This is a genomic window from Streptomyces sp. NBC_00691, from assembly GCF_036226665.1.
GTDB lineage: Bacteria > Actinomycetota > Actinomycetes > Streptomycetales > Streptomycetaceae > Streptomyces.
Window position 1 is genome coordinate 5,549,631 of sequence record NZ_CP109007.1, and the last position, 12,678, is coordinate 5,562,308.

Here is a 12,678-nt window from a genome sequence, read left to right on the forward strand (position 1 = left end):
ACTCCCAACTCCCTTGCGCTGCCCCCCAAGTGTTACGTTCGTCGTTCGCCGTATGAAGGGGGAGACATGGGAGTGCAGGCAGTCGGGCCGAAGGAACCACGGCATTCGCGCTCGGCCACCGAAGAAACCTCGGCGACCGTTTTCGACGCCGTCGACCGGCAGATCGTGGACCTCCTCCAGAGCGACGGCCGCATCAAGCTCAGCGAGCTCGGCCGCCGCGTCCGGCTCAGCCCGGCGGCCGTCACCGAACGGGTCCGGCGCCTGGAGGCGAGCGGCGCGATCACCGGGTACGGCGCCCATGTCTCACCGGCCCGCCTCGGGTACGGCATCCAGGCCTTCATCCGGGTGAACCCGCACGGCGGCTACACCTTGAAGCACCCGCGGACCCTGGAACTGATCGCGCGCCCCGAGATCCTGGAGGTCCACCACGTGGTGGGCGAGGACTGCTGGATCCTCAAGGCCGCCGTCACCGACACCGTCCACCTCGAGGACGTCCTGGAGCAGACGTCGGCGCTGGGCCGGACGACCACGTCGATCGTGCTCTCGTCCCCGGTGGAGCGGAAACCGCTGCTGCCGCACGCCCGCCCCTGACTCCTTGCCTTGACGTGGGCGTCAAGGCATACGGTCGCGGACATGCGCATCGGAGAGCTCGCCGAGCGGGCAGGAACGACCACACGGACTCTGCGCTACTACGAGTCCCGAGGCCTGCTGGCCGCCCGGCGCACGGAGAACGGCTACCGCACGTACGACGAGGACGACCTGCGCCTCCTCCAGCAGATCATGACCCTGCAGGACTTCGGGTTCGAGCTGGAGGAGACGCGGCCGTTCGTCGACTGCCTGCGCGCCGGGCATCCGGCGGGGGACTCCTGCCCGGCGTCGATCGCCGTCTACCGGCGGAAGGTCGCCGAGCTGGACGGGCTGATCGCGCAGCTCCAGGCGGTACGCGCGGAGGTGGGCGCCCAGCTGCTCCGGGCCGAGGCGGAGCTGCCGCACGGCCCGGAACCGCGGTGCGAGCTCGGTGCGGAGTGGGACACGGAAGCGGATACGACGGAGGGGCGGCAAAGATGAGGACGTACGCGGAGGGCGTGGCCGAGGTCACCGACGAGGACTTCGGAGCGAAGGTGCTGGCCGCCGAGCTGCCGGTCCTGGTGAAGTTCACGGCGGAGTGGTGCGGGCCGTGCCGGCAGCTGACGCCGGTGCTCGCCGCCATGGCCGCGGAGGAGGCGGAGCGGCTCCGGATCGTCGAGATCGACGTCGACCGGAACCCGGAGACGACGGTGCGGTACGGGGTCCTCGCGACGCCGACCCTCATGGTCTTCCGGGCGGGCGAGCCCGTGAAGTCGATCGTCGGCGCCCGTCCGAAGCGCCGCCTCCTGCAGGACCTGGAGGACGTCCTCGCCTAGGGCCTGTCTCGTCGATCGGCAAGACCCCCAGGCGGGGCCCGCGGCACTTCGCCAGGGCATACAGAAATACCCCGACTACAATTGACAGTCGGGGTATTTCATCGCGTATATTGATGGATTCTGCGCCCGGAAAGACCACGGACGCAGGGAAGTTCAATAAACGCACTGTATCGCGCCGGGAGTCGAATTGTCAACCGAGGAATTTCGGAACGAACAGCAATTCATCACCGATCTGTACACACGACTCGACGATCTGAGGGACCAGGCCGAGGCCGCCGTCGAGCGGGCCCTGCGTACCCCGGGGGTCGGCGGCAACCAGGGCCGGCTCGAACGCGACGTCATGGTCGCCGAACAGTCCGGGCTGCTCGCCGCGCTCAACGCGGGGGAGAGCGGGCTCTGTTTCGGCCGGCTCGTCTTCAAGGACGGGCGCGACCACCACATCGGCCGGCTCGGCATCCGAGAGGACGACCCGAACCGCACCCCGCTGGTCGTCGACTGGCGCGCCGAGGTCGCCCGGCCCTTCTACCTCGCCACCGGGTACGAACCCATGGGCCTCTCCCGCCGCCGGCACATCAGCACCCTCGGCCGGACGGTCACGGGACTCCACGACGAGGTGCTCGACCTCGGCGACGCCACCCGCACCGGGCACGAGAGCCGCGACGCCGACGAGGTGCTGCTCGCCGCGCTCGACGCCGCCCGCACCGGCCGGATGCACGACATCGTGCAGACCATCCAGGCCGAGCAGGACGGCATCATCCGCTCCCCGCACCGCGGGGTCCTGGTCGTCGAGGGCGGCCCCGGCACCGGCAAGACGGCGGTCGCCCTGCACCGCGCCGCCTACCTGCTCTACGCGCACCGCGAGCAGCTCGCCAAGCGGGCCGTCCTCATCGTCGGCCCCAACCCCGCCTTCCTCGGCTACATCGGCAACGTCCTGCCCTCGCTCGGCGAGACCGGCGTCCTCCTCGCCACCCCCGCCGAACTGTTCCCCGGCGTCCGCGCCACCGGCACCGACACCCCCCGCGCCGCCGCCGTCAAGGGCTCCGCCGCCATGGCCGGGGCGCTCGCCGCGGCCGTACGGGACCGCCAGCAGGTCCCCGAGCGCGGCGAGCCGCTGACCGTCCCGCACGAGGACGGCGACCTGGTCATCGACTGGGACATGGCCCTGGAGGCCCGCCACAAGGCCCGCGAGACGGCCCTCCCGCACAACCTGGCCCGCCCCTACTTCGTCTTCCGGATCCTCGACGCGCTCGCCGAACAGCTCGCCGACCGGATCGGCGCCGACCCGTACGGCGGCCCCAACTTCCTCGGCCCCGACGACATCGCCCTGCTCGCCAAGGGCATCGCGGGCAACCCCGAGGTGTACGCGGCGATCGACACCCTCTGGCCCGCGCTCACCCCGCACGACTTCCTCGCCGACTACCTGGCCGAACCCACCCACCTCGACGACCCGGACGACCTCGGGGCGATCCGGCGCGACGGCGGCGCCTGGACGCCCGCCGACGTGCCGCTGCTCGACGAGGCCGCCGAACTCCTCGGCGAGGACGACTCCGCGGCCCGCGCCGCCGAGGAGGCCGAACGGCAGAAGCAGATCCAGTACGCGCAGGGCGTCCTCGACGTCTCCTACGCCTCCCGCACCTACGAGTTCGAGGACAAGGAGGAGCAGGACAAGGACGCCTCCGAGGTCCTGTCGGCCCACGACATCATCGACGCCGAGCGGTTCGCCGAGCGTCACGAGGAGGCCGACCACCGGACGGCCGCCGAGCGCGCCGCCGCCGACCGCACCTGGGCCTTCGGCCACATCATCGTCGACGAGGCGCAGGAGCTCTCCGCGATGGCCTGGCGACTCCTCATGCGCCGGAGCCCCACCCGCTCGATGACCCTGGTCGGCGACCCCGCCCAGACCGGCGACCCGGCCGGCGTCGGAGCCTGGGAGCGGATCCTCGCCCCGTACGTCGAGGACCGCTGGGAGCTGGTCCGCCTCGGCGTCAACTACCGCACGCCCGCCGAGATCATGGCCGTCGCCGCCGAGGTGCGACGAGCCGCCGACCCGGGGTTCGAACCGCCGAGTTCGGTACGGTCCACCGGGGTGGAGCCCTGGGACCGCACGGTGGACGACCCGGTCAAGGAGGCCGCCGACGCGGTGGCGACCGAGCAGCGCGAGGAGGGCAGGATCGCCGTCATCGCCCCGCCGGAGCTGCACCCCGGACTGGTCGCGGCGCTGCCCGAGGCCGCGTACGGTCCGGCTCCCGACCTCACCCGGCCGGTCGTCCTGCTCGACCCCCGGCAGGCGAAGGGCCTGGAGTTCGACACCGTGCTCGTCGTCGACCCGGAGGCCATCGTGGCCGGGGCCGTGCACGGGACGAACGACCTGTACGTGGCGCTGACCCGGGCGACCCAGCGCCTCGGGATCATCAGGTCCGCAGCTCGCAGGTGAAGAGCCGCGCGCCGTCCTGGTGGCCGGTGACCTCGAACTCGCCCGCCGTGCGCCCGGGCTCCGCCCGGATCAGGCAGGGGCCGCCGTCGAACTCGGCGTACCGGTCGAAGACGATCCGCACGGCGGCGGGCAGCCAGGGGCGGGGCCAGGCGGCGGCGGAGGCGGCCTGCCGGGCCGCCTCCAGGAAGAGCATCCCCGGTATGTGGTCGTTGGGACGCTGGAAGAGGGTGGGGTGCCCGGTGTCGACGACCAGCTCCCACTCCCCCTCCCGCCCGCCGGGGGCCAGCAGGACGTCCTCGGTCCTGGCCCGGCCGGTAAGGGGCGCGGGCGCCCTGCGCACCCGGGGCCCGGGGCGTACGGACCCGGCCTGGACGTGCCCGCCGCGCAGCCGGAGGTAGGCGGCGGGGCCGGCGAAGCGGGCGCGGGCGGCGCCGGTGGCGACCGTGCGCGTCCCGCGCCGCACGGTCCAGTCCACCCGCATGGAGGTCAGCTGGCCCCCACGGCGGAGGAGCTCCGCGAAGCCGACCTCGATGTCGGCCCCCTCGCCGGTGACGGCCAGCCCCGAGGGGTCGCAGTCCAGGGAGATCTCGCCCAGCAGGATGTGCCGGTCGAGCGGCAGTCCGTGGGCGTCGTGGAGCAGCGCCATCGTGGACTGCCGCAGCGTCTCGACGATCAGGAGCGGGTCGTGACACCGTTCCCCGCCCCGGCGGACCGGGGCGAAGAACGGATGGTCGGCGGGCCAGGCCGCCCGCACCGCGAAGCGGTCCTTCCCGTCGAGCGGTCGCCACTCGACGGGAAAGGTGTCCTCGCCGCGCACCCGATGGCAGAGTTCCGGCGACAGGCGCCGCTCCACGGTGTCCCGCATGATGTCCCCGCTCGACTGGACCGGTCGGCTTGATCCGGAGAGCGAAGATATCCGAACGACGCGCGGACCGCCCGAACGGATGAACGGTCAATCTTTCGGGCGGCACTTATCGGACAGGTGAAGACCTCTGTCCGCCTCCCGGTCTCACGCGGGCCGCAGCCAGACCGTCGCGAGCGGCGGCAGCGTCATCCGGACGCTGGCCGAGCGCCCGTGGTGCGGAACCGACTCCGCCTTCAGCGGATCCCGCCCCACCACGTCCCCGCCGCCGTACCGGCCGGCGTCCGTGTTCAGGACCTCCGACCAGGCCACCACGTCGTCCGGCACACCGAGCCGGTAGTCGTGCCGGACGACCGGCGAGAAGTTCGAGACCGCGAGCAGCGGCGAGCCGAACGCGTCGAAGCGCAGGAAGGCGAAGACGTTGTCCTCGGCCGCGTCCCCGACCACCCACTGGAAGCCCTCCGGCGCGGTGTCCCGCTCCCAGAGCGAAGGCGTCGCCTGGTACACCGTGTTCAGGTCCCGGACGAGATCCCGCACACCGCGGTGGTCCGGCTCCGCCCCGTACGCCGGGTCGAGCAGCCACCAGTCCGGCCCGTGATCCGCCGACCACTCGGCGCCCTGTGCGAACTCCTGTCCCATGTAAAGCAGTTGCTTGCCCGGATGGGCCCACATGAAGCCGAGATAGGCGCGGTGGTTGGCGCGCTGCTGCCACCAGTCGCCCGGCATCTTCGACACCAGCGACCGCTTGCCGTGCACCACCTCGTCGTGCGAGATCGGCAGGATGTAGTTCTCGCTGTACGCGTACACCATCGAGAACGTCATCTCGTGGTGGTGGTACTTCCGGTGCACCGGCTCCTTCTGCACGTACTCCAGCGAGTCGTGCATCCAGCCCATGTTCCACTTCATGCCGAAGCCCAGTCCGCCGAAGCCGCCCGGCCCCACCTGGTCCGTCGCGCGTGTCACCCCGTCCCAGGCCGTCGACTCCTCCGCGAACGTCACGATCCCCGGGCAGCGCCGGTACACCGTCGCGTTCATCTCCTGGAGGAAGGCCACCGCGTCCAGGTTCTCCCGGCCGCCGAACTCGTTCGGCAGCCACTCGCCGTGCTCCCGCGAGTAGTCCAGGTAGAGCATCGACGCCACCGCGTCCACCCGCAGCCCGTCGATGTGGAACTCCTGGCACCAGTACACGGCGTTCGCCACCAGGAAGTTCCGCACCTCCTTCCGGCCGTAGTCGAACTCCAGGGTGCCCCAGTCGGGATGGTGCGAACGGCGCGGGTCCTCGTGCTCGTACAGCGGCCGCCCGTCGAACTCGGCCAGCGCCCAGTCGTCCTTCGGGAAGTGCGCCGGCACCCAGTCCATCAGGACTCCGATGCCGGCCCGGTGCAGCGCGTCCACCAGGAACCTGAAGTCGTCCGGGGTGCCCATGCGGGCCGTCGGCGCGTAGAAGCCCGTCACCTGGTAGCCCCACGAGCCGCCGAAGGGGTGCTCGGTGACGGGCATCAGCTCCACATGGGTGAAGCCGAGGTCACGGACGTACGCGGGCAACTGCTCCGCCAGCTGCCGATAGGTCAAACCCGGCCGCCAGGACGGCAGATGGACCTCGTAGACGGAGATCGGCGCCTCGTGCGGCGCACGCGTCCCGCGCCGCGCCATCCACTCGGCGTCGTCCCAGGTGTAGTGCGAGGCGGTGACGATCGACGCGGTGTTCGGCGGGCACTCGGTACGGCGGGCCATCGGGTCCGCGCGGACGGTGTGCGACCCGTCGGGCCGCGTGATGTCGTACTTGTAGAGGGCGCCCTCGCCGATCCCCGGCACGAACAGCTCCCACACACCCGTCGAACCCAGCGAGCGCATCGGCAGCCCCGTGCCGTCCCAGTGCGTGAAGTCACCGGTGACGCGGACACCGCGGGCGTTCGGCGCCCAGACCGCGAACCGGGTGCCGGCGACCCCGTCGTGGGTCATCGTGTGGGAGCCGAGGGCCGTCCACAGTTCCTCGTGCCGGCCCTCGCCGATCAGATGCAGGTCGAGGTCGCCGAGGGAGGGCAGGAAGCGGTACGGGTCGTGGACGGCGAGCTCGTCGGCGTCGGGGCCGTCGTCGTACCGCACGCGCAGCTCGTAGGCGGGAACCTTGCGGAGCAGGGGCAGGAGCCCGGAGAAGAACCCGTCGCCCTCGCTCCGGAGCGGGATCCGCCGGCCCTTCGCCAGGACGGTGACCTCCTTGGCCCAGGGGCGCAGCACCCGGACCACCACGCCGCCGCGCACCGGATGCGCGCCGAGCACGCCGTGCGGGTCGTGATGCTCCCCGGCGAGCAGGCGCGCCCGGTCACCGGGGTCCAGCGGCGGGGCCTCGCGGGGGGCGGGGGGCTTGGTGGGAGTCCTGCCGTTCTTGGTGCTGCTGCGGGCCGACTTGCCTGCGGGGCGGGCGGTCACCGGGATGCCTCCTGGGGGGTACGGGGGGTATGACTGCGCAACGGTGAGGTACGGGGCCGGGACACTCGGCCGAACGGGCGGTGCGTGGGGTGCCGCGCGGCGGCACGTGCGAGGGGTGCCGCCGCCGTGGCCGTTCGATCCGGGGCGGAGCCCGCTCCAGCGGCCGGCGGCCCTGCCCGTCGGCACCCGCTCCGCCGGGGCGGAGTCATCGGGAGGCCGACAGGCGCTCGATGGCGGACATGGGGACCGGGAGCCAGTCCGGCCGGTGCCGGGCCTCGTACACGACCTCGTACACCGCCTTGTCCGTCTCGTAGGCGCGGAGCAGCGCCGGATCCGTCCGGGGATCCGCGCCCGACGCCTCCGCGTACCCCGTGCAGAACGCCGCCCGGCTCCGCGCCGCCCAGTCCGCGTTCCACGGCCGGTGCGTGCGGGCCGCGTAGTCGAAGGAGCGGAGCATGCCGGCGACGTCGCGGACCGTGGGCTGCGGGCTGCGCCGTTCGTCGAGCGGTTTCGCCGGCTCGCCCTCGAAGTCGATGACGGCCCAGCCGCCGTCGGACCCCCGCAGCGTCTGCCCGAGGTGCAGGTCGCCGTGGATCCGCTGGACGAACCCGCCGCCCGACGTGCCGCTCGCCGCCTCGAAGACCGCGCGCAGGCCGGGGACGAACGGCAGCAACGCCGGTACCGCCTGCGCCGCCGCGTGCAGCCGGCGGTCCATCGCGGCCGCCAGCTGCTCGGTCTCGGCGCGGCCGAGCCGGCGGGTCGGCAGCGCCTCCGCGAGGGCGAGGTGGACCTCGGCCGTCGTCCGGCCTAGTGCCCGCGCCTCCGCGGTGAAGTCCCGTCCGTCGGCGAGCGCGTCGAGCGCGAGCCGCCATCCGTCGCGGGAGTCCCGGAGGTACGGCTGGAGGACGCCCAGGGTCGCCGCCCCGCTCTCGAACCAGGCGACCGGCGCCGGGACCCGGGAGCAGCCCGCTCCCGCGAGGGCGAGCGGCAGCTCCAGGTCCGGGTTGGCCCCCGGGCTGACCCGGCGGAAGATCTTGAGGATGAACGAATCTGCGTACACCAGGGACGTGTTGGACTGCTCGGCGTCCAGCATGCGGGGGGCCAGGGCGGGCGGGAGTGCCGTCGTGGCGTGGAAGTGCAGGGGGCCGGTCCGGCCCGGGGTGCGCAGTCGCTCGTAGAGGAGGCCGGCGAGCCGCGGGTCGCGCAGCCCTTCGTACACGGCCCGTCCGGCGAGCGGCCCCTGCCGGATCCGCCCGATCAGGGCGGGGGCGAGGCGGGGCGGGAGCTGGGTCCGTACGCCCAGGAGCAGTTGGTAGCAGTCGGCGGGCGTGTCGGCCGGGCGGCCCGGCTGTTCGACCCGTACGAGCAGATGGAGGAGGCCGGGGCCCGCGCCGTCCAGGGGCAGCAGCTCGGTGGCCGCGTCCAGCGTGAATCCGGTGACCCGGCGGCCCTTGCCCGCGAACCAGCGCTGCCGTGGCAGCCATTCGTGGAGCAGGGGGGCGAGGGACGGAAGGAGGGCGTCCGGGGCCCGGGTGGTGGATGCGGTCTCCGGCATGGCATCGCGTCCTTTCCCCGGGGCGCGCAGTTGGCTGTCGTATGCGTTCAAATGCGCAGAGTGTCCCGGATGGCGGCTGGGGCTGTCCGGATGTGCGGGACGTGTCGGAGGGGGAAGATCCGTATGGGCCCGGCAAGAAGGCCCGTATGGACCTGAATCGTGCGCTGGAAGGTGTGTGGGTCACAGTGCCCAGAGTGGGACGGGAGGAAACCGTCCCACCCCGGACGAATCCGAACCGACCGTCGGTCAGCCCTTCTTGAGACGGAACCAGTAGAAGCCGTGTCCCGCAAGGGTCAGGAGGTAGGGGAGCTGGCCGATGGCCGGGAATGTCACCCCGCCGATCAGCTCCACCGGCTGCGCGCCGTCGAAGCGGCGCAGGTCGAGTTCGGTCGGCTGCGCGAACCGCGAGAAGTTGTTCACGCAGAGGACGAGATCGCCGTCCATCCCCTCTTCGGGAGCGGTCTCCCTCAGGAAGGCGAGCACCGCCGGGTTGGACGCCGGGAGTTCGGCGTACGTCCCGGTCCCGAACGCCCGGTTCTGCTTACGGATCTCGATCATCCGCTTCGTCCAGTGCAGCAGCGAGGACGGCGAGGCCATCCCCGCCTCGACATTCGTCACCTGGTAGCCGTGGACCGGGTCCATGATGGCCGGAAGGTAGAGCCGTCCCGGGTCGCAGGAGGAGAAGCCGGCGTTCCGGTCGGGGGTCCACTGCATCGGGGTGCGGACGCCGTCCCGGTCGCCCAGCCAGATGTTGTCGCCCATGCCGATCTCGTCGCCGTAGTACAGCACCGGCGAACCGGGCAGCGAGAAGAGCAGCGCGGTGAACAGCTCCATCTGCTTGCGGTCGTTGTCCAGGAGCGGGGCGAGACGGCGCCGGATGCCGATGTTGGCCCGCATGCGCGGGTCCTTGGCGTATTCGGCGTACATGTAGTCGCGCTCTTCGTCCGTGACCATCTCGAGCGTGAGCTCGTCGTGGTTGCGCAGGAAGATGCCCCACTGACAGCCGGAGGGGATCTCCGGGGTCTTCGCCAGGATCTCGGAGACCGGGTAGCGCGACTCGCGCCGTACGGCCATGAAGATCCGCGGCATGACCGGGAAGTGGAAGGCCATGTGGCACTCGTCGCCGCCGGAGCGGAAGTCGCCGAAGTAGTCGACGACGTCCTCCGGCCACTGGTTGGCCTCGGCCAGCAGCACCGTGTCCGGGTAGTGGTCGTCGATCTCCTTGCGGACCCGCTTGAGGAAGGCGTGGGTCGCAGGGAGGTTCTCGCAGTTGGTGCCCTCCTGCTGGTACAGGTAAGGCACCGCGTCGAGCCGGAAGCCGTCGATCCCCAGGTCCAGCCAGAACTTCAGCGCGGACAGGATCTCCTCCTGCACCGCCGGGTTCTCGTAGTTGAGGTCGGGCTGGTGGGAGAAGAACCGGTGCCAGTAGTACTGCTTGCGGACCGGGTCGAAGGTCCAGTTCGAGGACTCGGTGTCGACGAAGATGATCCGGGCGTCCGCGTACTGCTTGTCGTCGTCGGCCCAGACGTAGTAGTCGCCGTACGGCCCCTCCGGGTCGCGGCGCGACTCCTGGAACCACTCGTGCTGGTCGCTCGTGTGGTTCATGACGAAGTCGATGACCACGCGCATGCCGCGCTGGTGGGCCGCGTCGACGAACTCCACGAAGTCGGCCAGGTCGCCGAACTCCGGCAGCACCGACGTGTAGTCGGCGACGTCGTAGCCGCCGTCCCTCAGGGGGGACTTGAAGAACGGCGGCAGCCAGAGGCAGTCCACGCCCAGCCACTGGAGGTAGTCCAGTTTGGAGGTGATGCCCTTCAGGTCGCCGACGCCGTCCCCGTTGCTGTCCTGGAAGGAGCGGACGAGGACCTCGTAGAAGACGGCCCGCTTGAACCAGTCGGGATCGCGGTCCTTGGCGGGGGTGTCCTCGAAGGTGTCGGGGACGGGCTCGTTGACAGTCATGATGTGGGTGACCCTCCGGTCTGCGGGGACGGTCGCAGGACGAGGACGTGCGCGGGTGTGACACCCGGCTCTAGGCGCACGTAGCTGGTCCTGCCCCAGTGATAGGTCTCGCCGGTGAGCTCGTCGCGCACCGGCACGGTCTCGTGCCAGTCGAGGCCGAGTTCCGGCATGTCCAACGAGAGCGTCGCCTCCTGGGTGTGGTGCGGGTCGAGGTTGACGACCACCAGAACGGTGTTCGAACCCGAACGCTTGCTGTACGCGATCACCTGCGGGTTGTCCGTGTCATGGAAGGTGAGGTTCCGCAGCCGGCGCAGGGCCGGGTGGCGGCGCCTGATCCGGTTCAGGGCGGTGATCAGCGGAGTGATCGTCGCCCCGGACCGCTCCGCCGACTCCCAGTCGCGCGGCCGCAGTTGGTACTTCTCCGAGTCCAGGTACTCCTCGCTGCCGTCCCGCAGCGCGGTCCCCTCGCACAGCTCGTACCCGGCGTACATGCCCCACGAGGGGGACAGCGTCGCCGCGAGCACCGCGCGCGCCTCGAACGCCGGCCGGCCGCCCTCCTGGAGGTAGGCGTGCAGGATGTCCGGGGTGTTCACGAAGAAGTTCGGCCGCATCTGCGCGGCCGTCTCGCCGGACAGCTCCGTCAGGTACTCCGTGAGCTCGTCCTTGGTGTTCCGCCAGGTGAAGTACGTGTACGACTGCTGGAAGCCGATCGCGCCGAGCGTCCGCATCATCGCCGGCCGGGTGAAGGCCTCCGCCAGGAAGATCACGTCCGGGTCGGCGGCGTTGATCTCGCCGATCACCCGCTCCCAGAAGACGACCGGCTTGGTGTGCGGATTGTCGACGCGGAAGATCCGGACCCCGTGGCCCATCCAGTGCCGGAGGATCCGCACGGTCTCCGCGACGATGCCGTCCATGTCGGCGTCGAAGGCGATCGGGTAGATGTCCTGGTACTTCTTCGGCGGGTTCTCGGCGTACGCGATCGAACCGTCCGGACGGTGGTGGAACCACTCCGGGTGCTTCTCCACCCACGGGTGGTCCGGGGAGCACTGGAGCGCGAAGTCCAGGGCGATCTCCAGACGCAGCTCCCGGGCCCGCGCCACGAAGGCGTCGAAGTCCTCGAAGGTCCCCAGGTCCGGGTGGAGCGCGTCGTGACCGCCCTCGGGCGAACCGATCGCCCACGGCACGCCCACGTCGTTCGGCGCCGCCGAGAGGGAGTTGTTGGGTCCCTTGCGGTGGGTCTCGCCGATCGGGTGCACCGGCGGCAGGTAGACCACGTCGAAGCCCATCGCCGCGACCGCCGGGAGCCGCTCCGCGGCGGTGCGGAAGTTCCCCGGGACCGTACGGCCCTTGACCTTCCGTACGCCCTCCGAGCGCGGGAAGAACTCGTACCAGGAGCCGAACAGGGCCCGCTCCCGCTCCACCTGGAGGGGCAACGCGGGCGAGGACGACAGGAGTTCCCGCAGCGGATGACGGTCGAGGGACTCGACGACCCGGGGGTTCAGGGCCGCCGCGAGCCGCACCGCGGCCGGCCGGGACGCGTCGCGCAGCGCGTCCGCGGCGGCGAGCACGGCCTCCCGGGCGCCGCCCTTCTTCGGGACGCCACCGGCGGCCCGCTCGTGCAGCGCCGCGCCCTCGGCGAGGACCGGCTCGGAGTCGATCCCGGCCGGGATCTTGATCTTCGCCGTATGGCGCCAGGTGGCCAACGGGTCGCTCCACGCCTCGACGGTGTACGTCCACAGGCCCTCGGCGTCCGGGGTGACCTCGGCCCCCCACCGGTCGGTGCCGGGGGCCAGTTCACGCATCGGGGTCCAGGGGCCGGGGCGGCCCGACGGGCCGTGCAGCACGACATTGGCGGCGACCGCGTCGTGGCCCTCGCGGAAGACGGTCGCGGTCACCTCGAAGGACTCTCCGGCCACCGCCTTGGCGGGGCGCCGGCCACATTCGACCAGCGGGCGTACGTCCAGTACGGGAATGCGTCCCATGAGCGGATTCACAGCATCACCTGACGGTTTACGGGGGTGCGGGTGGTGGTTGT

At 71.5% G+C, this 12,678-nt stretch carries 9 protein-coding genes; 4 read left to right on the forward strand and 5 right to left on the reverse strand.

From position 1 onward, the window contains the following. The first annotated feature begins 66 nt into the window (after positions 1–66). The 4 genes from OG392_RS25290 to OG392_RS25305 all read left to right on the forward strand — a co-directional run bounded on the left by OG392_RS25290 (position 67) and on the right by OG392_RS25305 (position 3,837). On the forward strand, positions 67–591 hold the full coding sequence (locus OG392_RS25290; RefSeq protein ID WP_329283180.1) for an Lrp/AsnC family transcriptional regulator: 525 nt from the start codon (positions 67–69) through the stop codon (positions 589–591). 42 nt (positions 592–633) lie between these two features. Then, positions 634–1,068 carry a MerR family transcriptional regulator gene (locus OG392_RS25295; protein WP_329283182.1) on the forward strand — a complete coding sequence of 145 codons (435 nt, stop codon included), beginning with the start codon at positions 634–636 and terminating at the stop codon, positions 1,066–1,068. After that, positions 1,065–1,403 (forward strand): thioredoxin family protein, encoded by a 339-nt coding sequence (locus OG392_RS25300; RefSeq protein WP_329283184.1) that lies wholly within the window; start codon positions 1,065–1,067, stop codon positions 1,401–1,403. The genes OG392_RS25295 and OG392_RS25300 overlap by 4 nt, the downstream gene beginning before the upstream one ends. Positions 1,404–1,590: 187 nt before the next feature. Next, complete coding sequence (locus tag OG392_RS25305) at positions 1,591–3,837, forward strand: HelD family protein (protein WP_329283186.1); 2,247 nt, start codon at positions 1,591–1,593, stop codon at positions 3,835–3,837. Here OG392_RS25305 and OG392_RS25310 read toward each other — a convergent pair. From OG392_RS25310 to OG392_RS25330, 5 genes are all read right to left on the reverse strand, one after another. Next, positions 3,815–4,702 (reverse strand): ScbA/BarX family gamma-butyrolactone biosynthesis protein, encoded by an 888-nt coding sequence (locus OG392_RS25310; RefSeq protein ID WP_329283189.1) that lies wholly within the window; start codon positions 4,700–4,702, stop codon positions 3,815–3,817. The two genes, OG392_RS25305 and OG392_RS25310, sit on opposite strands and share 23 nt — an antisense overlap. 144 nt (positions 4,703–4,846) lie before the next feature. Next, positions 4,847–7,129 carry a 1,4-alpha-glucan branching enzyme gene (gene glgB / locus OG392_RS25315; protein ID WP_329283190.1) on the reverse strand — a complete coding sequence of 761 codons (2,283 nt, stop codon included), beginning with the start codon at positions 7,127–7,129 and terminating at the stop codon, positions 4,847–4,849. A gap of 205 nt (positions 7,130–7,334) precedes the next feature. After that, the gene (locus OG392_RS25320; RefSeq protein ID WP_329283192.1) at positions 7,335–8,684 is read right to left on the reverse strand and encodes a maltokinase N-terminal cap-like domain-containing protein; all 1,350 of its coding nucleotides are present in this window, start codon (positions 8,682–8,684) and stop codon (positions 7,335–7,337) included. 246 nt (positions 8,685–8,930) lie between these two features. After that, complete coding sequence (treS, locus tag OG392_RS25325) at positions 8,931–10,643, reverse strand: maltose alpha-D-glucosyltransferase (protein WP_329283194.1); 1,713 nt, start codon at positions 10,641–10,643, stop codon at positions 8,931–8,933. Further along, positions 10,640–12,625 carry an alpha-1,4-glucan--maltose-1-phosphate maltosyltransferase gene (locus tag OG392_RS25330; RefSeq protein ID WP_329283196.1) on the reverse strand — a complete coding sequence of 662 codons (1,986 nt, stop codon included), beginning with the start codon at positions 12,623–12,625 and terminating at the stop codon, positions 10,640–10,642. The genes treS and OG392_RS25330 overlap by 4 nt, the downstream gene beginning before the upstream one ends. Positions 12,626–12,678: the final 53 nt, after the last annotated feature.

Excerpts from the sequence above, each read along its gene's own strand:
- OG392_RS25290 (WP_329283180.1), top strand. The coding sequence starts at position 67 with ATGGGAGTGCAGGCAGTCGGGCCGAAGGAACCACGGCATTCGCGCTCG.
- OG392_RS25295 (WP_329283182.1), top strand. The coding sequence starts at position 634 with ATGCGCATCGGAGAGCTCGCCGAGCGGGCAGGAACGACCACACGGACT.
- OG392_RS25300 (WP_329283184.1), top strand. The coding sequence starts at position 1,065 with ATGAGGACGTACGCGGAGGGCGTGGCCGAGGTCACCGACGAGGACTTC.
- OG392_RS25310 (WP_329283189.1), bottom strand. The coding sequence starts at position 4,702 with ATGCGGGACACCGTGGAGCGGCGCCTGTCGCCGGAACTCTGCCATCGG.
- OG392_RS25320 (WP_329283192.1), bottom strand. The coding sequence starts at position 8,684 with ATGCCGGAGACCGCATCCACCACCCGGGCCCCGGACGCCCTCCTTCCG.
- treS (WP_329283194.1), bottom strand. The coding sequence starts at position 10,643 with ATGACTGTCAACGAGCCCGTCCCCGACACCTTCGAGGACACCCCCGCC.
- OG392_RS25330 (WP_329283196.1), bottom strand. The coding sequence starts at position 12,625 with ATGGGACGCATTCCCGTACTGGACGTACGCCCGCTGGTCGAATGTGGC.